This window comes from Pedobacter yulinensis, from assembly GCF_003029735.1.
GTDB classification, from domain to species: domain Bacteria; phylum Bacteroidota; class Bacteroidia; order Sphingobacteriales; family Sphingobacteriaceae; genus Pedobacter; species Pedobacter yulinensis.
The window spans coordinates 24,864-44,656 of sequence record NZ_KZ686271.1; the positions used below are offsets into that span (position 1 = coordinate 24,864).

The 19,793-nt window shown below is 49.9% G+C and carries 19 protein-coding genes and 1 tRNA gene; 17 read left to right on the top strand and 3 right to left on the bottom strand.

Translation table 11 applies throughout. From position 1 onward, the window contains the following. Positions 1–173 precede the first annotated feature (173 nt). Complete coding sequence (gene atpC / locus C7T94_RS16910) at positions 174–416, bottom strand: ATP synthase F1 subunit epsilon (RefSeq protein WP_107216872.1); 243 nt, start codon at positions 414–416, stop codon at positions 174–176. Positions 417–495: 79 nt separating this feature from the next. Further along, a complete protein-coding gene (gene atpD, locus C7T94_RS16915) occupies positions 496–2,001 on the bottom strand; it encodes a F0F1 ATP synthase subunit beta (protein WP_107216874.1) in 1,506 nt (501 codons plus the stop codon). A 151-nt stretch (positions 2,002–2,152) separates the two neighbouring features. On the opposite strand from atpD, the gene C7T94_RS16920 reads away from it, so the two are divergent. From C7T94_RS16920 to obgE, 4 genes are all read left to right on the top strand, one after another. After that, positions 2,153–3,079: an SDR family oxidoreductase gene (locus C7T94_RS16920; RefSeq protein WP_107216875.1), complete on the top strand. Its 927-nt coding sequence runs from the start codon at positions 2,153–2,155 to the stop codon at positions 3,077–3,079. Between the two features lie 87 nt (positions 3,080–3,166). After that, positions 3,167–3,243 (top strand) — tRNA-Arg (locus tag C7T94_RS16925). Between the two features lie 61 nt (positions 3,244–3,304). After that, a complete protein-coding gene (locus tag C7T94_RS16930; protein WP_107216877.1) occupies positions 3,305–3,886 on the top strand; it encodes an adenylate kinase in 582 nt (193 codons plus the stop codon). A gap of 31 nt (positions 3,887–3,917) precedes the next feature. Next, a complete protein-coding gene (gene obgE / locus C7T94_RS16935) occupies positions 3,918–4,928 on the top strand; it encodes a GTPase ObgE (RefSeq protein ID WP_107216879.1) in 1,011 nt (336 codons plus the stop codon). Here the strand turns inward: obgE and C7T94_RS16940 are convergent. Further along, entirely contained in the window at positions 4,925–5,578 is a 654-nt protein-coding gene (locus C7T94_RS16940) for a LexA family transcriptional regulator (protein ID WP_107216881.1), read from the bottom strand. The genes obgE and C7T94_RS16940 overlap by 4 nt on opposite strands. Before the next feature lie 133 nt (positions 5,579–5,711). Here C7T94_RS16940 and C7T94_RS16945 point away from each other — a divergent pair, with 133 nt between their 5' ends. From C7T94_RS16945 to C7T94_RS17005, 13 genes are all read left to right on the top strand, one after another. Next, a complete protein-coding gene (locus C7T94_RS16945; RefSeq protein ID WP_107216883.1) occupies positions 5,712–6,800 on the top strand; it encodes a hypothetical protein in 1,089 nt (362 codons plus the stop codon). Between the two features lie 5 nt (positions 6,801–6,805). Then, positions 6,806–7,663, top strand: coding sequence for a HEPN domain-containing protein (locus C7T94_RS16950; RefSeq protein WP_107216885.1), 858 nt, complete (start codon positions 6,806–6,808; stop codon positions 7,661–7,663). A 122-nt stretch (positions 7,664–7,785) separates the two neighbouring features. Next, positions 7,786–8,808, top strand: coding sequence for a type I glyceraldehyde-3-phosphate dehydrogenase (gene gap / locus C7T94_RS16955; RefSeq protein ID WP_107216887.1), 1,023 nt, complete (start codon positions 7,786–7,788; stop codon positions 8,806–8,808). Beyond that, entirely contained in the window at positions 8,802–9,233 is a 432-nt protein-coding gene (locus tag C7T94_RS16960) for a GNAT family N-acetyltransferase (protein WP_107216889.1), read from the top strand. Before gap ends, C7T94_RS16960 begins: the two co-directional genes overlap by 7 nt. 5 nt (positions 9,234–9,238) lie before the next feature. Beyond that, the gene (locus C7T94_RS16965; protein ID WP_107216891.1) at positions 9,239–10,432 is read left to right on the top strand and encodes a phosphoglycerate kinase; all 1,194 of its coding nucleotides are present in this window, start codon (positions 9,239–9,241) and stop codon (positions 10,430–10,432) included. Between the two features lie 248 nt (positions 10,433–10,680). Beyond that, positions 10,681–11,148 (top strand): division/cell wall cluster transcriptional repressor MraZ, encoded by a 468-nt coding sequence (gene mraZ, locus C7T94_RS16970; RefSeq protein ID WP_107216893.1) that lies wholly within the window; start codon positions 10,681–10,683, stop codon positions 11,146–11,148. After that, positions 11,138–12,043 carry a 16S rRNA (cytosine(1402)-N(4))-methyltransferase RsmH gene (rsmH, locus tag C7T94_RS16975; protein WP_107216895.1) on the top strand — a complete coding sequence of 302 codons (906 nt, stop codon included), beginning with the start codon at positions 11,138–11,140 and terminating at the stop codon, positions 12,041–12,043. Before mraZ ends, rsmH begins: the two co-directional genes overlap by 11 nt. After that, on the top strand, positions 12,040–12,456 hold the full coding sequence (locus tag C7T94_RS16980; protein ID WP_107216897.1) for an FtsL-like putative cell division protein: 417 nt from the start codon (positions 12,040–12,042) through the stop codon (positions 12,454–12,456). The genes rsmH and C7T94_RS16980 overlap by 4 nt, the downstream gene beginning before the upstream one ends. Next, positions 12,446–14,548 (top strand): penicillin-binding protein, encoded by a 2,103-nt coding sequence (locus C7T94_RS16985; RefSeq protein WP_107216898.1) that lies wholly within the window; start codon positions 12,446–12,448, stop codon positions 14,546–14,548. The genes C7T94_RS16980 and C7T94_RS16985 overlap by 11 nt, the downstream gene beginning before the upstream one ends. 5 nt (positions 14,549–14,553) lie before the next feature. Further along, positions 14,554–16,011 (top strand): UDP-N-acetylmuramoyl-L-alanyl-D-glutamate--2,6-diaminopimelate ligase, encoded by a 1,458-nt coding sequence (locus C7T94_RS16990; protein WP_107216900.1) that lies wholly within the window; start codon positions 14,554–14,556, stop codon positions 16,009–16,011. Beyond that, the gene (gene mraY / locus C7T94_RS16995) at positions 16,011–17,255 is read left to right on the top strand and encodes a phospho-N-acetylmuramoyl-pentapeptide-transferase (protein ID WP_107216902.1); all 1,245 of its coding nucleotides are present in this window, start codon (positions 16,011–16,013) and stop codon (positions 17,253–17,255) included. Before C7T94_RS16990 ends, mraY begins: the two co-directional genes overlap by 1 nt. Position 17,256: 1 nt before the next feature. After that, complete coding sequence (gene murD / locus C7T94_RS17000) at positions 17,257–18,600, top strand: UDP-N-acetylmuramoyl-L-alanine--D-glutamate ligase (RefSeq protein ID WP_107216904.1); 1,344 nt, start codon at positions 17,257–17,259, stop codon at positions 18,598–18,600. 2 nt (positions 18,601–18,602) lie between these two features. Continuing rightward, entirely contained in the window at positions 18,603–19,769 is a 1,167-nt protein-coding gene (locus tag C7T94_RS17005) for an FtsW/RodA/SpoVE family cell cycle protein (protein WP_107216906.1), read from the top strand. Positions 19,770–19,793 lie beyond the last annotated feature (24 nt).

Below are 19,793 nucleotides of genomic sequence, written 5' to 3' on the forward strand. Positions count from 1 at the left end.
CAGACTAAAGTTAAAAACGGTATTCGGTATGAATATTATGCTAGCAGTATATTTAATGTAAAATTCTTCCTGAACAGGCCTGCCCGGCTAAAAAAGATGTCGGGAAATGGCCGGGCAGAAAACAAAAAAAGCCCCGCAGTGGCGGAGCTTTTCAGCATAGATTTTAAGTGGTGTTAGGCTGTGCCTTCGGCCAGTACAACAATTTTATTGTGGATGGCTTCTACCACACCTCCCTTGATAAAAAAAGTACTTTCTTCTTTTCCTGAGCGAATGATCACATTCCCGTCTTCCAGGGTGGAAATAATGGGAGCATGGTCTTTCAGGATCTGGAACGAGCCGAGTGTTCCCGGTACGGTAACCGAGCTCACTTCGCCTTCGAAGATCTTTTTATCGGGGGTTAATATTTCTAAGTTCATTTCTGTCTGTTATTTAATCCTGCAATGCCGGGGTAACGGGTAAAAGTCTGCGCCTGTCAACGACGGGGCGCCGCCTGTATTAGTCGTTTGCTTCAGCAAGCAGTTTTTTGCCTTTTTCGATCGCTTCCTCGATGCTGCCTACCAGGTTGAAGGCTGCTTCAGGGTATTCATCTACCTCACCGTCAATGATCATGTTGAATCCTTTGATGGTGTCTTTGATGTCTACCAGTACGCCTTTTAGGCCGGTAAATTGTTCGGCAACGTGGAAAGGCTGCGAAAGGAAACGTTGAACGCGGCGGGCACGCTGAACTGTCAGTTTATCCTCTTCAGAAAGTTCATCCATACCAAGAATGGCAATGATGTCCTGAAGCTCTTTGTAGCGCTGAAGTATTTCTTTTACGCGTTGAGCGGTGTTGTAGTGCTCGTCGCCAAGAACGGCAGGAGAGAGAATACGCGATGTAGAGTCAAGCGGATCGACGGCAGGGTAGATTCCGAGCTCGGCAATTTTACGTGAAAGTACGGTTGTCGCATCAAGGTGCGCAAAGGTCGTAGCCGGCGCAGGGTCGGTCAAGTCATCTGCAGGAACATATACTGCCTGTACAGAGGTGATCGAGCCGCGTTTGGTTGATGTAATGCGCTCCTGCATCAGACCCATTTCTGTTGCCAGTGTAGGCTGGTAACCAACCGCAGAAGGCATACGGCCAAGAAGTGCAGATACTTCAGAACCGGCCTGCGTAAAGCGGAAAATGTTGTCTACGAAGAAAAGGATGTCTTTTCCTGCACCTTCACCTTCGCCATCGCGGAAATATTCTGCAACGGTCAGACCAGAAAGGGCCACCCGTGCACGTGCACCCGGAGGTTCGTTCATCTGTCCGAACACCAGGGTTGCTTTTGATTCTTTTAATTTCTCAACATCCACCTTTGCCAGGTCCCAGCCGCCTTGCTCCATCGAGTGAAGGAACTCATCGCCATAGTTAATTACGCCCGATTCGATGAACTCACGCAGCAGGTCATTTCCTTCGCGGGTACGCTCACCTACACCAGCAAATACAGAAAGACCTGAATATGCTTTTGCAACATTGTTGATCAGTTCCTGGATCAATACGGTTTTACCAACACCGGCTCCGCCGAACAGACCGATCTTTCCGCCCTTTGCATACGGCTCAAGCAAGTCGATTACTTTGATACCTGTAAAGAGTACCTCGGTTTCAGTAGACAACTCATCAAACTTAGGAGGTGCGCTGTGGATGGGTTTTCCATCTGTATTATCGATCGTATTAATGCCATCGAGTGCCTCGCCAACGACGTTGAACAGGCGTCCTTTGATCTGATCGCCAATCGGCATTTTGATCGCAGAACCGGTATCGACAACTTCCATACCGCGAACCAAACCATCGGTCGAGTCCATGGCAATGGCGCGCACGCGGTCTTCACCCAGGTGACGCTGAACTTCCAATACGATTTTTTGGCCGTTTGCTTTTCTGATCTCGAGTGCATCAAAAATTTTAGGCAGGTGTGCCTCTTCTGCGAAGCTCACGTCCACCACCGGTCCGATAATTTGCGCTATTTTTCCTAAGTTAGGCATATAGTGATATGGATAAAATTATAAAAATCAATTTGTTAAAGCCGATCTGGAGGCTCTCGAATTTGGATGGCAAAGTTAAGAGTTATTAGCGAAATTCTAATGGATTTGCCAAAAGTTTTTCAAGAGATTTTTTTGAACTAATTTTAGCCTCATGAAAACGATTCTCGTTACCGGAAGCAATGGCTTGCTTGGGCAAAAGATCAGTGCGGTTCATGCTTTGAAACCGAAGTCCAGGCTCGTAGCCACATCAAGAGGTCCTGACCGGTTCAAGGCAGGCAATACCTATATATATGAAGAACTGGATCTTCTTGACCCTCAGCGCGTCGAAACGGTGCTCGGCCTGTACCGGCCTGATGTGGTGATCCATACGGCAGCTGTGACGAATGCAGATACCTGCGCCGAGCAACCGGAGTTATGCGACCGCATGAATATAGAAGCGGTGGCACAGCTGGTTCAATTGTGCGCCCGCAAGGGCATTCACCTGGTTTATCTGAGTACCGATTTCGTCTTTGATGGCCAGAGTGGTCCATACCGGGAATCTGACCAGCCCAACCCGCTGAGCCATTACGGTGGCTCTAAACTGGCTGCAGAAAAATTGGTATCTGCCATGCAAGGTCCCTGGACCGTGGTGCGGACTGTACTGGTATACGGGGTTCTTCGCGACATGAGCCGGAGCAACCTGGTGCTTTGGGCAAAAGAATCGCTGGAGGCAGGCAGGAACATTCGTGTGGTGAATGATCAATGGCGCACACCGACACTTGCCGAAGATCTGGCTGCCGCCTGCCTGGAGATTGCTGAACGGGGCCTCCAGGGAATATACCACATTAGCGGTGAGGAATTTATCAGCATCGCGCAAATGGTACGGCGTGTGGCACAGTTCTGGTCGCTCGATGAGGGGCTTATTACGGAAGTCCCCTCGTCGGTATTCGTGCAGCCGGCGAAACGGCCAATGCGAACCGGTTTTATTGTGGATAAGGCTGCGGCCGATTTTGGTTACCGGCCCCATCGTCTAGAAGAAGGACTTGCCGTTGTGGCCAGACAGTTGTCAGAAATGGGTATACCGAACCTATCTGCCTGAAAAAGCGCAGCTTGTAAAAAAGTTTAAAATTTCCTTTGCAAAAAGAATTGCAAGCATTACTTTTGCAGTCCGTTAGGAAACGGAAACGGACTTGTAGCTCAATTGGATAGAGCATCTGACTACGGATCAGAAGGTTAGGGGTTCGACTCCCTTCAAGTTCACCAACAGAGTACAAAGCCTTGCTGCCAAACGCAGGAAGGCTTTTAACATTTAAAGACAACCTTGATGCTTAACTTAGTTCTCTTTGGGCCTCCGGGTGCAGGCAAAGGCACCCAATCTCAAAAACTGATCGATAAATATCAATTGATCCACATTTCAACCGGCGATCTTTTCCGCGCTCATATCACCAACCAAACCGATCTTGGCAAAAAAGTCAGCGAACTGATTGCAAATGGCGAGCTGGTGCCAGACGAGATCACTATTGCAATGCTTGAAGAAGAGGCAGACAGGAACAAAGATGCGAAAGGCTTTATTTTTGACGGATTTCCGCGTACTGTTGCCCAGGCGCAGGCACTTGACCTGTTTCTGATTAGCAAAGAAACCAAAATTACAGGCGTCATTGCGCTCGATGTTGATCAGGATGAATTGTCCAGGCGCATTGCTGAGCGCAAAAAGATCAGCAACCGGGCCGATGACGATGCTGAAAAGCTCAAAAGACGCATCGACGAATATTTTTCAAAAACCGTACAGGTTCTTCCCTATTATGAAGAGCAGGGTAAACTGACCAAAGTGAACGGAATAGGCGAAATTGACGCTATTTTCGCGTCGCTTTGTGCTGTTATTGACAGTTACCAAATCAATCCATAGTTCGGTTCGCCGTTCTTAAAGCCAGTATTGCATGTCCCAGGGTTCAAACTTTGTAGATTACGTAAAGATTTGCTGCCGGTCGGGCAAGGGCGGTGCCGGCTCTGCACACCTGCACCGGGACAAACATACATCGATGGGTGGCCCTGATGGGGGCGATGGCGGTCGCGGGGGGCATATTATTTTGCGCGGCAATGCACAGTTCTGGACGCTACTCCACTTAAAATATCGTAAACATATTATTGCCGAAGACGGGCAACCGGGCGGCAGCGGTCACAAGTTCGGAAAGCAAGGCAAGGATGAAATCCTGGATGTTCCGCTCGGAACAATCGCTAAGAACGCTGAAACCGGAGAGGTGCTGTTCGAGATTACCGAAGACGGTGAAACGCGGGTGCTGACCGCAGGCGGACGAGGCGGCCTGGGTAATGCCCATTTCAAAACGGCTACTTTACAGACGCCGCGTTTCTCACAACCCGGCGAGCCCGGACTTGAAGAATGGATGATCCTTGAACTGAAGGTCCTTGCAGATGTTGGCCTGGTTGGATTTCCCAACGCCGGCAAGTCTACTTTGCTGTCTGTGGTTTCTGCAGCCAAACCTGAAATAGCAGATTACCCCTTTACAACGCTTGTTCCAAACCTGGGTATCGTTTCTTACCGTAACCACAAGTCATTTGTCATGGCCGATATTCCCGGCATCATTGAAGGCGCATCAAAAGGCAAAGGTCTGGGTTACCGTTTTCTCCGGCATATTGAACGGAACGCGGTGCTGCTGTTTATGGTTCCTGCAGATACACACCGTACCATTGCAGAAGAATACGAGATCTTAAAGTCTGAACTTCGGGATTATAATCCTGAACTGATGCAGAAACCCCACTTGCTGGCCGTTACGAAATCAGATATGCTTGATGAAGAGCTGCGCGAGGAAATGAAGGCGCAGCTCCCGCCCATGCCTGTAATTTTTATCTCATCTGTTACCCAGAAAGGCATTCCGGAGCTCAAAGATATGCTTTGGCAGGCCATCAATACCCCGGCTGCGACCAATTAAATCAGGTTTCGTGTAATTTTCCCTTTTATAATATACAGGGCAGCAATGCTGTCCCGGTCTATCGTCACGTCCTGCCCGTGCGCTGCGTTGCATGAACGTAGAATGACTTTGGCCGGATCAGGATGTTCCTGCAGAAACCGGATACACCGCAGGTCGTTTGCTTTCTTATTTGTAATAATTAGGTAAGCTTCTCCCCATACCAGTACATCGCGGTTCCATATCTCCTTTACAGCAATGATATCGCCGGCTGAATAAGCCGGGTGCATGCTGTTGCCAAAAACCGGCAGGTAGGCTGAACAATCGTTAAAAGGTTTGTAGTTCACATAATATATGGGCTCGCGCTCCATCATTTGCAGGTTTTCTGAAGCCAATTCTTCAATGTCTATGTCGTAATAAGGAATGCCTTCCTTTTCGGTTACCGGCCGTGTGGGCTGTTCATTGAAGACCGGCCCTTCACCGGTTTCAAGCCAGAGTTTACTGACGTGGTGTATCAATGCGAGCCTGTCTTTGATGGCGCTTGAAACGCCTACGCGCTTGCGAAGGATATCTGACAACGAACCAGATTTGATGTTGATCGAATCAGCGAAATCTTTTTGTGTATTGAAGCCGAGTTTGCCAAGCAGGAACTTTACACGTTCATTTGGAGTCATAGGGATATGTTTATAAGTTTTAAGAAAAAAATTTTTTGATTTAAGTATTTCGAATAACTTTGTGTTTAAAGGCAAGTATATGAAATGAAAAGTAAATTTTAAAATTCTACACTTATTATTTAACTGTTAATTTATGAAAACAAAAAGTATGCAGCAAGAAATGTATAGTCATGAGCTGCGCGAGGCAGCCGACTTGTTTTTTGAAGGGTCAGCGCTGAGGGTGTCAAAGCGCCTGTTGCAAACGCTGGTCCTCGCCGGCAGGCCAGGGGAAGAAGCGCATACAGGTCAACTTCCACTGTTTTTTCTACGGCTCAGGCACCTGCTTGAACGGCTTCCGGTGTTGCTCCGGTCGGGCGTACGTCCGGGTCAGGTTTCCGGGCGCTTCAACAAGGCGTTCATGGACGGCTACCCTGGTGTGTTGCCGCCGGCGGCACAGTCTGCACCTGGCAGCTGGTTACGAAGTTTTCTCACATCGCGCCGAGTCAGGCAGCTTCATCGTGGCCTATCTGCGGGCATGTCAGCCCAGGCTGGTACCGTACGGCCGGCGTCAGGATTTAAAGTTTACAGGCAATTTGAACAATTGCTGGAGGCCTGCTGGCTGATCTGCCATCCCTACAAGCCTTACGCAAGCCGGGAAAGCTGTGTTCGCCTCTTCCAGTCAACCAGCCCGCTTGCCCTGACACCGAATGAGCAATCAAAGCCAGTGGCTGTCATCACGGCGTTCTTTTCCGGCTGGACGATCTTATCGGCGCAACGCGTTTTAAAACAGTGGTTTAAAGCGGCGCTGGCTCCCGGCTTTTGTGCCGATGAACGCCTGGCATCAGAGCTCCTTTTCTTCAGCAATGAACTAACCCGGGTATTCGAGGCCGGTTACCTGGCTTTTCACGAGGAGGGGAAAAATTTTGTATCTGAATCAGATGCCCGGCTGATCACCGCGTTTCTGGATGGCGAGGCGCCCGAAGAGGCCGTCTGTATGATTCGCTTCAACGATCTGAACAGCCAGGAGCGCAGGAAGCTGCGGTCGCTGCTTTCTCTTACACGCATCCGGCAACTGCGTGCAGGTATGAACCACTGGCTTCAGGCTGCATTCAGCCGGTCTACATCGATCATTGAGCTTGACGAAGTATATATGTACCCGCAATTCGAAGCCATAGAGGCCATACTGTTTGGTCTTTACCGGCTGGTTACCAGGGGGCAGGGGTGTGAAACGGTAAAAGCATAAGCGTCATGTCCGGCCACGAAGTGATTTGTATTGAGGCCCCAGTACCCTTGACTGAGTCGCTGCTCGCCGATGCGCCGGTACTGTCCCTTTGTCCTCCTGCGCTCCGCCCAGCCCTCAGGTTTATTGTGAGTCACCTGCCGGTGGGCTACATCTTCCTGGCCTGCACGCAGTCGGCGGCACCTCATTTGCTGGTTGTGTGCAACCCGCAATGCGAACATAAACTAACTGAACTAGAGCCTTTGGTCGAGCTGGCGCTCGTGTCCTGTCCGGTTTCTTTCACGCTGCACAGTTATTCGACCATCACAAACATGCTTGCGCAGGGTCATGTCTATTATTCGGGTTGTTGCCGGGTCAATAACCTGCTGTATATGAAAGCTGGCCTGGCGTTTCCCGCGCTATCGAACGGTCGTTATCAACAGGTGCTGCTGGCAGCAGGCCGCTTTGAGCAGGGAATCGGAAAGGCCTTGTCTTTCTATGAGCACGCAGCCTCGCAGTTGGAGTTGCCGCAACGCGGGCTTGCCGCCTTTTGCCTTCACCAGGCCTGCGAACAGAGCTTCCGGATCCTGTTTTTAAGTCTTCGGGGCCGAGAGCTGCGCAGCCATTCGCCGCGGGTGTTGTATCGGCACGCGCAAACGTTCGCCGCTTTCAGGGGTATATTCGGCAATGCGCCGGCCGAAGAACAACGCCTGCTTTCGCTGCTCGAAGAAGCCTATTCGGGTTCAAGATATGATGAAAGCTACCGCATCGGTCATACCGACCTGCTGAAACTCTTCGACGTGGTGGGCTTGGTCATTGGCCGTTGCTGCGACACTTTTTCAGGGTTCATTGACAATGCACTGGCAGGCATGCGCTTTGAATCCTAAAAAAAGGCACAGACTGCCCAAAAACACAATTATCGCAGCCGGAAACGCTTTTTTACATAATACAGCCGAGGGTTTTTCGGGTGATGTGTGTAGATCTGCTAACTTTGCGTCATTAACGGCAAATGAGAATAGCAATCAATGGCTTCGGCCGCATCGGACGGGTTTTTCTTCGTCTGGCCATCGAGCAAGGTCTCGAGGTAGTGGCAATCAATGATCTGGGCTCTCCCGAATCTTTGGTTCATCTTTTTAAATATGACTCTGTTCATGGCGGTTTCAAAGGAACCCTGAGCTTTCGTGATGGAGCACTGCATGTTTCCGGCCGTGCCATACGCATTTTTTCTGAAGCGGAACCCGGGCGTTTGCCATGGGCAGCGTTGCAGGTCGACGTAGTTGTCGAGGCGACCGGGCGAAACCTGACGCGCGCCAAAGCCACCGCGCACCTGGATGCCGGTGCACGGAAGGTGCTCATTTCTGCGCCTGCTGCAGACCGCGATATTCCGATGGTTGTACTGGGTGTCAATGACAGCACAGCAGACCTGGACGCACCGGTGTTGTCGAATGCATCATGCACCACCAATAATGTGGCTGCTATGATCAAAATCCTGGACGATACCTGGGGAATTACCGAAGGCTATATTACCACTGTGCATTCCATGACCGGCGATCAGAACCTGCACGATGCACACCACAAAGACCTGCGCCGTGCAAGGGCGGCTTCGGCCTCGATCATTCCAACCACGACCGGGGCGGCAAAGGCAATTACCCAGGTTTTTCCGCATCTCGACGGACGCCTGGGCGGAGCTGGCATTCGGGTGCCCGTGCTCAATGGATCCCTGACCGATTTTACCTGTATCCTGGTAAAACCGGCAACTGTAGTAGAAATCAATGAAGCATTTCGCGCCGCCGCCGCCGGCCCGCTTAAAGGCATTCTTGAATACACTGAAGACCCGATCGTCTCAGTCGACATCCTCGATAACCCACATTCTTGTATATTTGACGCACAGCTCACCTCGGTGGTCGGCGACCTGGTTAAGGTTGTAGGTTGGTACGATAACGAGTATGGCTATTCAAGCCGTTTGGTCGATGTGTTGAAAAAGATACAGGACCGCGAAGCGTTTGGAACAAGGATTACAGATACATGGTAAAATTTATCCCTGCTGAAGATACACTGCCCTTGCGCAGCCTGGTTTTAAGAAACGGTAAACCGCGGGAGCTATGCGTGTTTCCTGCAGATGAGGCTCCGGGGTCTTTTCATCTCGGCTGTCTGAAAGAGGGGCACATCGTATCGGTCGCGTCATTCTTCCCTGCGCAGCTGCATGCTTTCGAAGGCATGGGATACCAGTTGAGAGGCATGGCAACCCACCCCCAGCAAAGCGGCCGGGGATATGGTGCGGCGCTGCTGGATTTTGCCGCCAGCCACCTGGCCGCACTCGGCATTGATTATCTTTGGTGCAATGCCCGGGCAGCAGCGGTGGGTTTTTATACAAAAACGGGCTTTGAAGTGGTGTCGGCAGTGTTCGATGTTCCTCAGATCGGTCCGCATTACGAAATGAAGTTAAACCTAAAATAAATACAATGAATACGATTGATCAGTTTGATTTTAAGGATAAGAAGGCGCTGGTTCGGGTGGATTTTAACGTTCCCCTGGATGCCGATTTTAAGATCACAGACGATAAACGGATGACGGCTGCGCTGCCTACCATTCAAAAGATACTGAAAGACGGCGGTTCCGTGATCCTGATGTCGCACCTCGGCAGACCCAAAGAAGGGCCCGCAGATAAATATTCCCTGAAACACATTCTGGGCGACCTTTCCCGGATGCTTGACCTTGAGGTGAAATTTGCCGCTGACTGTATAGGCGAGGAGGCTGCCAAACTCGCAGCAAACCTCTACCCCGGACAAGTGCTGCTGCTTGAAAACCTGCGTTTTTATAAAGAAGAAGAAAAAGGCGACGCTGCGTTTGCGGAAAAATTGTCGAAACTCGGCGACGTTTATGTGAACGATGCCTTCGGAACAGCTCACCGTGCACATGCATCAACAGCGGTAATTGCGCAGTTTTTCCAGGGTGCCAGATACTTCGGATATTTGATGGCTGAGGAGTTGAAGAATGCAGAAAAGATATTAAACAACCCCGATCGTCCGTTTACCGCAATTATGGGCGGCGCTAAAGTGTCAGATAAAATTCTGCTGATCGAAAAATTACTTGAGAAAGTAGATAACCTGATCATTGGCGGGGGCATGGCTTATACGTTTGCAAAGGCGCAGGGCGGTACTATTGGTACTTCGCTGCTCGAGGCAGATAAACAGGAATTGTCGCTGGAGCTGCTGAAAAAAGCGGAAGCGCGCGGCGTTAAGATCTTCCTTCCCATTGACACAGTTGTTGCAGATAAGTTTGACAACGATGCCAGCCAGAAAGTGGCGCCTACCAAGGCGATCCCTGATGAATGGATGGGGCTTGATATCGGGCCGGAAACGCGTGCCTTATTCGCAGATGTGATCAGCAAGTCAAAAACCGTACTCTGGAACGGGCCAATGGGCGTATTCGAAATGGCTAATTTTGAGCACGGTACGCGCGCCATTGCAGATGCGGTCGTAGGAGCTACCAACAACGGATCATTTACCATGATTGGCGGCGGCGACTCTGCAGCGGCTATTGCTAAATTTGGTCTCGAAGACCAGGTAAGTTTTGTCTCTACTGGCGGGGGCGCTTTACTTGAATACATGGAGGGTAAAGAATTGCCTGGCGTTAAAGCAATCAACGAAAAATAGCGCACCAGCATGGTGTTCTGTCAGGGTTTGCATCCTGACTCGTGAGGGCCGGCTAAAGCAAATGCTTTAGCCGGCCTTTTTTTGGGACAAACTCCCACCTCGCCCCACCGTGTCTAAAGCGATTTTCAGGCGTTTCAGGGCCCGGTTCTCTGGCTTGAAAATTGTTAATAACTTTTTTGTGGTAAAAAGTGGTGTAAAGTGGGAGAAGTGATTTACTTTTACACTAGATAAAAACTGCATAGACCGTAATGATTCAACTCCTCGGGGAATTCGATTGTAAACTGGATGCGAAAGGCCGCCTAAGTGTGCCTTCTTCGCTGAAGAAGCAATTGCCCGATGTGGAGCGCGACGGACTGGTAATTAACCGGGGTTTTGAAAAACACCTGGTTATTTATCCGAAGCGGGTTTGGGAGCAGATTGTTGCAGATTTATCTTCGCTGAACCCTTATGAAAAGAAGAACCGGGATTTCATCCGTTTCTTTACAAGGGGTGCTACCGATCTGTCCCTGGATGCGGCCGGAAGAATTCTGCTGCCAAGGGCGCTGACTGACTTTGCCGGTATCGGGAATGAGGTGGTGCTTGCTTGTCAGCTGGATAAGATCGAGGTGTGGGATAAGCAGGCGTATGATGGTTTGTTCGATGATGAGCCTGAGAATTTTGCTAATCTGGCCGAAGAGGTTATGGGCAACAAAGCAAGGGGGGCGCATGGAGCATAATTACCACGTGCCTGTTTTGCTTGCTGAGTCTGTCGACGGGCTGAACATTCGTCCGGACGGCATTTATGTAGATGTGACATTCGGTGGCGGCGGTCACTCGCGCGAAATCTTGAAACGACTCGGGCCAGCGGGAAAACTCGTGGCATTTGATCAGGACCCTGACGCGCAGCGAAACCGTCCTGACGATCCGCGATTTATTTTTGTTGACCAAAACTTCGGCTTTCTAAAAAATAGCCTTCGGCTTAAAGGCTTTAAGCAGGTAGACGGCATCCTGGCAGACCTGGGCGTTTCGTCGCACCAGTTCGACGAGGCGGAAAGGGGTTTCTCCATTCGTGCCAATGCGGCGCTCGACATGCGAATGGATCAGCAGCGCGATCTGACGGCTGCTCATGTCTTGAATACTTACAGCGAAGAATCGCTGCATAAAATATTCGGCATTTATGGCGAAGTGAAAAATGCCCGCACGCTTGCACGCACGGTGGTTACGTGCCGCTTAACTGCACCGTTTACCGATATAGACGGTTTCAAATCGGCTATCGCTGCCTGCATCCCGAAAGGAAAAGCACATAAATACCTGGCGCAGGTTTTCCAGGCGCTGCGTATTGAAGTGAATGCTGAAATGCAGATGCTCGAACAATTCCTGGAGCAGGCTGCAGAGGTTCTGCGTCCGGGCGGGCGCCTTGTGGTCATTTCTTACCACTCGCTCGAAGACCGGCCGGTAAAGAATTTTATGGCCCGGGGCAAAATCAGGGGAGAGGTGGAAAAGGATTTTTTTGGCAACCAGCAAAAGCCTTTTAAAGTGATTACCCGCAACCCCGTAGAAGCAGCCGAAGCAGAAGTAACTGTAAACAATCGTGCACGCAGTGCCAAATTGAGAATAGCGGAAAAGATATGAACAAGTTCAGAGAACATATCGATGTTGCACCTGAAGAAGAGGAAGATCTTGGCATCAAGATCAAACAGGCGCCTGCGCCGGCCCAGGCCGAAGAACGGAACCTGCTTGCCACTTTTTTCCGGGAAGGTGTGGTTTCAAAAGAAACCGCGACTGAGATGTTGCCTTTCCTGATCTTCCTGGCTTTTATCGGTATGATTTATATCGCCAACAGTCATTTCGCGGTTCGTAATATCCGAAACATAGACAAACTGGGGAAGGAAGTGAAAGAACTGAGCTGGGAATATAAATCGCTCAAAGCTGACCTCATGTTTAAGAGTAAGCTGACAGAGGTTGCAAAAACGGTCGATACCCTGGGTATCAAAGAACTGGTCGAACCACCAAAAAAAATAGTGATCAACGAAAATGAACATTAGAACCAATATTCTTCTTCGTGTATACCTGGCTTTCGGGTTGATTGTGCTGTTAGCCGTGGCGGTATTGGTACGGCTGTGTCAGGTTCAGTACATTCAAGGCAGCAAATGGCGCGCCATGGCCGATAGTCTTTCTACCCGGTATATGAACGTCGAGGCTGTAAGGGGCAACATCTACTCGGTCGACGGAAGCCTCCTGGCAACCTCGGTGCCTGAGTATGAGCTCCGTGTGGACCTGTATGCCGGCGGCATACAGGATGACCGGTTGTTCAATAGTAAGGTTGATTCGCTGGCCATGAAGCTGGCTTCCTTTTTTAAAGACCGGTCGGCCAAAGAGTATTCAAGATACCTTCGTCATGCCCGTCAGGACAGCGTACGTTACCTGCTGCTCAAGCGCCGGGTTTCTTACCAGGACCTGAAAGAGGTGCGCAGTTTTCCTTTGTTCAACGTAGGCAAGTACAGTGGCGGCCTGATCGCGGTACAGCAGAACAAGCGGGTGCTGCCGTTCCGTGCGCTGGCGGCTAGAACGATCGGTTACAAAAACGACAACGTATCCAACCCGGTAGGGCTTGAAGGCGCGTATGGTGATTATATTAACGGCGAAACCGGCAAACGGCTGATGCAGCGCATTGCCGGCGGTGTCTGGATGCCCGTTAACGACGAAGCGGAGGTTTCACCGAAAGATGGTGCCGACATCATTTCGACTATTGATATCAATATGCAGGACCTTGCCCAAAGTGCACTTGAAAAGCAGCTGATCAAGGCAGATGCAGACCATGGAACTGTGATTTTGATGGAGGTCAATACCGGCGAAGTCCGGGCAGTAGCGAATTATACGCGGGAAAGCGAAGGCGTGTACAAAGAAAAATTCAACTATGCCATCGCTGCAAGTCAGGACCCGGGTTCTACCTTTAAACTGGCCTCATATATGGCCTTACTGGAAGATGGGAAAATCGACACGAATGATTATGTGGAAACCGGCAACTATAGAATACCAGGGCACACAATCAAAGATTCGCATGGCAGTATCGGCACAGTAACCGTAAAAAAAGCATTTGAAGAATCTTCAAACGCTGCCATTGCCAAGCTGGTCAACACGCATTACAAGGATAACCCCAAGCAGTTTACAGATCATTTGTACGACATTCATATGAATGAAAAGCTGCAGCTGCAGATCCCGGGCGAGGCACGCCCTGTCATTAAAAACCCCTCTAACAAGAGCTGGAATAAAAATATGACGCTGCCGCAAATGGCCTATGGCTATGAAATGCAGATCACGCCGCTTCAAATGCTGGCTTTCTACAACGCGGTAGCCAATAACGGTCGGTATATCGCACCTATTTTTGTGCGGGAAATCAGACGCCTTGGCAACCCGATCGAGCAGTTTCAGGCGCGCGTGATCAAAGAGCAGATCTGTTCTGAAAAGACGGTGAAGACGCTGCAGGAAATGCTCGAAGGTGTTATCTCTGAAGGTACGGGCAAACAGATTATTTATAACCCTTTGTATAAAGTTGCGGGCAAAACAGGAACAGCACAGGTTGCTGATGACAACCGGGGCTACAAAGGCAAACGCTCGTACCAGGCCTCCTTCTGCGGATATTTCCCGGCAGATAAACCAAAGTATTCGATGATCGTGGTGATCAATAACCCAAAAAAGATCAGTTATTACGGCTCGTTTGCAGCCGGACCGGTATTCAGGGAGATTGCCGACCGCATTTACGCCAGTGACATGCGAATGTATAACCCGGTTTCTGAGGTCATTGCCGGAACAGTCAATATGCCACGCGCCAAGTCAGGCCAGATCAAGGCAACGAAGAAAGTTTACCGGGCGCTTGGCCTTAAACCGCTTTTCGCCTCAAACTCTGAATATTTCAACGCGGTCGATGAAAGTGGCGGACTGGTATTTGAAGAAAGCAATACGCCGAAAGGCAGCATGCCGAACGTAAAGGGTATGGGTCTTAAAGATGCCCTGTATCTGCTTGGCAATGTCGGCCTTAAAGCCAAGATCAAAGGAAGCGGCAAGGTCATTGCCCAGTCGATCGCGCCCGGGAGCCGGATCGGTAAAGGTTTGTCTGTATTTATTGAATTGGAATAGTGCATATGCAGTTGAAAGAGATATTATATGGTGTTCAGCTTCTTGAGGTGAGCGGAAGTACAGAGAAAGAGATCCATTCCCTGTGTTCTGACTCGCGTAAGGCTGCGCCCGGTGGTATCTTTATTGCCATAAAAGGTACGCTTAGTGACGGGCATGCGTTTATTTCCCAGACAATTGCGGCGGGCATTACCGCTGTGGTCTGCGCGCAATTTCCTGCCAGCCTGCAGGCTGAGGTAACTTACATCAGGGTGCCGGAACCGGCTGCTGCCCTGGGAATCATGGCTTCGAACTTTTACGGCCAGCCCTCTTCGGCACTCAAGCTGGTCGGCGTTACGGGCACAAATGGGAAAACAACCATTGCAACCTTACTTTTCAGGTTGTTTCGGGATATGGGCTATAAGGCAGGACTGCTTTCGACGGTAGAAAACTATGTAAATGACCGGGTCGTTCCGGCTACACATACCACACCGGATCCGCTGGCGCTTAACCTGCTGCTGCGCGAAATGGTCGACGCCGGCTGCGATTATTGTTTTATGGAAGTCAGTTCGCATGCGGTAGCCCAGCACCGCATCAGTGGCTTGTCTTTTTCCGGCGGCGTTTTCTCAAACCTCACGCACGACCATCTGGATTTCCACAAGACATTTGACCAATACCTAGGCGCGAAAAAGGCATTCTTCGATGCGCTGCCTAAGTCGGCTTTCGCCCTGACCAACCTCGACGACAGAAACGGCGTGGTCATGCTGCAGAATACCCGTGCACACAAAAAAACCTATGCGCTGAAACAGCTGGCAGATTTTAAAGGCAAGATTCTCGATAACCAGTTCACAGGCCTGCACATGGAGGTAGACCAGGAAGACGTGTATTTCAGGCTTGTCGGCTCATTCAACGCGTACAACATTATGGCCGTTTACGGTACTGCCATTCTTCTGGAGCAGGACAAGTTGGGCGTGCTGACGGCCCTGAGCCGTTTACAGGGTGCAGAAGGGCGCTTTGACTATACCGTATCTGCCGCAGGCGTAATCGGCATCGTTGACTATGCACATACACCAGATGCGGTTCAGAACGTGCTCAGCACCATACAGAACATCCGCAAAGGGACCGAACAGGTCATTACGGTTATCGGTTGCGGCGGTGACCGTGACAAGACCAAGCGGCCGGTCATGGCACAGGTTGCCTGCGACTGGAGCGATAAAGTGATTCTTACTTCAGATAATCCGCGCAGCGAAGACCCGCAGGCTATTCTTGACGATATGCAGACAGGCGTAACCCCCAGCAACAGCAGGAAAGTGCTTGTGATCAGCGATCGCAAGGAGGCCATCAAAACGGCGTTTCACCTGGCCGGTAAAGGCGATATTATCCTCGTTGCCGGTAAGGGACATGAAAAATACCAGGAAATAAACGGGGTGCGCAAGCATTTTGACGATAAGGAAATACTGACTGAACTATTTAACCAGGCAAGCTAATGTTGTATCATCTGTTCGAATATCTGCGTGAGCACTACAACTTTCCCGGGGGAAGGCTTTTTCAGTACATTACATTCCGTACCTCACTTGCCATTATCCTGTCGCTGGTCATTACAACGGTGTTTGGCCGGCGTATCATCGACTTTCTGCATTCGAAGCAGGTAGGCGAAACGGTAAGAAACCTGGGGCTGGAAGGGCAGATGCAGAAACAGGGAACACCGACCATGGGTGGAATCATGATCCTGCTGGGTATCCTGGTGCCAACCATCCTGCTCGGCAACCTCACCAATGTTTATGTGGTGCTTATGATCATCACCACGGTATGGATGGGGGCGATCGGTTTTCTCGATGACTACATCAAGGTATTCCGTAAAAACAAAGAAGGGCTGGCCGGCCGCTTTAAAATCGTAGGTCAGGTCGGACTTGCCCTGATCATTGGCTGGACCATGTATTTTCATCCGGGCATCGTTGTCAGACAGACGGTTGGCGACACCACGCCCGAGTCTGAAGTGCCGATCGTATTGCGCAAAAAAGGTGAGAATTTTTATTACACGCAGGATGTTAAATCGACCAAGACCAATGTGCCTTTTTATAAGAACAATGAATTCGATTATGCCAAGGTGCTGAAATTTTTAGGTCCAGGCTATGAAAAATACGCGGTCTTTACGTTTATTCTGCTGGTCGTGATCATCATCACAGCTGTATCGAATGGGGCGAACATCACAGATGGCATCGACGGACTTGCTACAGGCACGTCGGCAGTAATCGGAATTACACTGGGTATTCTGGCTTATGTTTCGGGTAATACGGTTATCGCGGAATACCTGAACATCATGTACATTCCGAATTCGGGCGAACTGATGATCTTTGCTGGCGCATTCGTCGGCGCATGCGTTGGTTTTCTGTGGTACAACTCTTACCCGGCGCAAGTCTTTATGGGTGATACGGGAAGCCTGGCAATTGGGGGCATCATTGCTGCGTTCGCGATCATGATCCGTAAGGAATTGCTGATCCCGATCCTGTGCGGCGTATTCCTGATCGAAAATTTATCGGTCATTATCCAGGTGTCCTATTTCAAGTACACGAAAAAACGGTTCGGCGAAGGCCGGCGTGTTTTTCTGATGTCGCCGCTGCACCATCACTACCAGAAAAAAGGATACCATGAAGCCAAGATCGTTACGCGGTTCTGGATTATTGGGATCATGCTGGCCATCATTACCATTGTCACATTAAAAGTCAGGTAAAATGGAGCAGAAGCGGATCGTCATATTGGGTGCAGGAGAAAGCGGGGTTGGCGCGGCCATGCTTGCGAAAAAGCAGGGCTTTGAGGTTTTCGTGTCAGACATGGCTGAAATTGCAGAGAACTATAAGTCTCAGCTGCAGTCCATGCAGGTAGCGTTCGAGGAAGGGCGTCACAGTGAAGCAGACATCCTGAATGCCGACGAGGTGATCAAGAGCCCTGGAATTCCGCCAACGGCGCCGCTGATTCAGGCTTTAAAGACCAGGGGTATACCGGTTATTTCTGAGATTGAGTTTGCAAAGCGTTACACGAAGGCGCGCACGGTGTGCATAACCGGGTCAAATGGCAAGTCGACTACCACCATGCTCACGTATCATATTCTGAAAAACGGCGGACTGCATGTCGGCCTGGCCGGCAATATCGGGAAGAGTTTTGCAGCACAGGTGGCTACTGCTGATTTTGATTGGTATGTGCTGGAGATCAGCAGTTTCATGCTTGATGATATGTACCAGTTCAGGGCAGATATTTCCCTACTGCTGAACATTACACCCGACCACCTGGACCGCTATGATTACAAGATGGAGAATTACGTGCGCTCAAAAATGAGGATTCTTCAAAACCAGACCGAAGACGACGTCTTCATTTATTGTGCTGATGATGAGGAAATAACCAGGGCGCTGGCGGGTATGACCATCAGACCAAAAACGTATGCTTTCAGCATCAGACACCAGGTGCCGCAGGGCGCTTACTTAGAGAACAACGAGCTATTTATCAACATAAACCAACAAGAACCATTCACCATGTCTATTTCAGAACTCGCATTGCAGGGCAAGCACAACATCCACAACTCAATGGCTTCAGGCATTGTTGCAAAAGTCATTGAGCTGCGCAATGAATCCATCCGCGAAAGCATGGGGAACTTTAAAAATATTCCGCACCGGCTCGAGCATGTTGCGCGCATTTCAGGAATCGATTTCGTGAATGACAGTAAGGCAACCAATGTCAACTCAACCTGGTATGCCCTGGAAAGCATGAACAGTGACGTGGTGCTGATCATGGGTGGCGTTGACAAAGGAAATGATTACCAGATGCTGAAAGACCTTGTCCAGTCTAAGGTGAAGGCCATCGTTTGCCTTGGAAAAGATAACAAACGCATTCATGAGGCCTTCGAAGATGATGTGGAGGTTATTGTGAATACGTTCTCTGCCTTCGAGGCCGTTCAGATCGCTTATCACCTGGCAAAAAAAGGCGACACCGTCCTGCTTTCGCCGGCCTGTGCAAGTTTTGATCTTTTTAAAAATTATGAAGACCGTGGTAACCAGTTCAAACTGGCCGTAAAAGAATTGTAATTATGTTTTCAGTTCAGGCATTACTCAGTAAAACAAAAGGCGACCGGTGGATCTGGCTGATCATCGTGCTGCTTTCGCTTATCTCGATCCTTACCGTCTACAGTGCTACAGGTACCCTGGCGTACAAACAGGGCAAAACGGTCGAGAAACTGCTGCTGACCAAGCATCTTATTTTTGTGCTGATGGGCATTGCTATGATCTATTTTTCTCATTTGCTCGATTACCGGTATTATGCCGGCATTTCGAAGATCCTGATGATCATTACGATTCCGCTGCTGTTTTATACGGCGGTTTTTGGCGAAAATATTAATGAGGCTTCGCGTTGGGTTAAAATTCCAATCATTGGACTGACCTTTCAGACATCCGATCTGGCCAAGGTGGCACTGATTACTTTCCTGGCGCGAATGCTGACCAAAAAACAGGAGCAGATCAAGAACCTGCGGGAGTCTTTTTTGCCCATTATGGGCTCTGTTTGCGTTGTTTTTGGGCTGATTGCCTGGGCAAACATGTCTACTGCGATCATGTTATTCGGTGTAAGCATCCTGCTGCTGATCATGGGGCGCATCAGCATCAAACAGATTGCTGCGGTCTGCGTAGGCGGTGCCGTATTGCTTACATTCATCGTGTTTCTTGGTCCAAGGGCGGGTACCTATAAGTCGCGGATCAACTCATTTCTTCATCCGGAACTTCAGCATTCTGACAAAACCTTCCAGGCAGATCAAAGTAAAATTGCGCTGGCCACCGGCGGATTTTTTGGCAAGGGGCCTGGCAACAGTACGCAGCGCAACTTTCTGCCACACCCCTATTCTGATTTTATTTTCGCCATCATCGTCGAAGAATACGGACTTTTTGGGGCGCTGATCATGATCACCCTGTACTTGGTCCTGCTTTACCGCTGTATAAAGATTGTGACCAAGGCCCCGAAAGCATTCGGGGCGCTGCTTGCGGCGGGCCTTAGTTTTAGCCTGACCATCCAGGCCTTCGCCAACATGGCCGTAGCCGTAGGGCTGGGACCGGTAACCGGCGTACCGCTTCCCCTTGTTAGCATGGGTGGAACATCGATCATATTTACCAGTGTCGCTTTTGGTATTATACTGAGCGTAAGCCGCGATGTTGAAGAAGGCAGCAGCAAAAAAGTGGTGATTGGCGAAATCCCGTCAATGGGTTAAAGAGCAAGATTTACAGTGAAAGTT

Coding starts and splice junctions, on each gene's coding strand:
- atpC (WP_107216872.1), bottom strand. CDS start 416: ATGAACTTAGAAATATTAACCCCCGATAAAAAGATCTTCGAAGGCGAA.
- atpD (WP_107216874.1), bottom strand. CDS start 2,001: ATGCCTAACTTAGGAAAAATAGCGCAAATTATCGGACCGGTGGTGGAC.
- C7T94_RS16920 (WP_107216875.1), top strand. CDS start 2,153: ATGAAAACGATTCTCGTTACCGGAAGCAATGGCTTGCTTGGGCAAAAG.
- C7T94_RS16930 (WP_107216877.1), top strand. CDS start 3,305: ATGCTTAACTTAGTTCTCTTTGGGCCTCCGGGTGCAGGCAAAGGCACC.
- obgE (WP_107216879.1), top strand. CDS start 3,918: ATGTCCCAGGGTTCAAACTTTGTAGATTACGTAAAGATTTGCTGCCGG.
- C7T94_RS16940 (WP_107216881.1), bottom strand. CDS start 5,578: ATGACTCCAAATGAACGTGTAAAGTTCCTGCTTGGCAAACTCGGCTTC.
- C7T94_RS16945 (WP_107216883.1), top strand. CDS start 5,712: ATGAAAACAAAAAGTATGCAGCAAGAAATGTATAGTCATGAGCTGCGC.
- C7T94_RS16950 (WP_107216885.1), top strand. CDS start 6,806: ATGTCCGGCCACGAAGTGATTTGTATTGAGGCCCCAGTACCCTTGACT.
- gap (WP_107216887.1), top strand. CDS start 7,786: ATGAGAATAGCAATCAATGGCTTCGGCCGCATCGGACGGGTTTTTCTT.
- C7T94_RS16960 (WP_107216889.1), top strand. CDS start 8,802: ATGGTAAAATTTATCCCTGCTGAAGATACACTGCCCTTGCGCAGCCTG.
- C7T94_RS16965 (WP_107216891.1), top strand. CDS start 9,239: ATGAATACGATTGATCAGTTTGATTTTAAGGATAAGAAGGCGCTGGTT.
- mraZ (WP_107216893.1), top strand. CDS start 10,681: ATGATTCAACTCCTCGGGGAATTCGATTGTAAACTGGATGCGAAAGGC.
- rsmH (WP_107216895.1), top strand. CDS start 11,138: ATGGAGCATAATTACCACGTGCCTGTTTTGCTTGCTGAGTCTGTCGAC.
- C7T94_RS16980 (WP_107216897.1), top strand. CDS start 12,040: ATGAACAAGTTCAGAGAACATATCGATGTTGCACCTGAAGAAGAGGAA.
- C7T94_RS16985 (WP_107216898.1), top strand. CDS start 12,446: ATGAACATTAGAACCAATATTCTTCTTCGTGTATACCTGGCTTTCGGG.
- C7T94_RS16990 (WP_107216900.1), top strand. CDS start 14,554: ATGCAGTTGAAAGAGATATTATATGGTGTTCAGCTTCTTGAGGTGAGC.
- mraY (WP_107216902.1), top strand. CDS start 16,011: ATGTTGTATCATCTGTTCGAATATCTGCGTGAGCACTACAACTTTCCC.
- murD (WP_107216904.1), top strand. CDS start 17,257: ATGGAGCAGAAGCGGATCGTCATATTGGGTGCAGGAGAAAGCGGGGTT.
- C7T94_RS17005 (WP_107216906.1), top strand. CDS start 18,603: ATGTTTTCAGTTCAGGCATTACTCAGTAAAACAAAAGGCGACCGGTGG.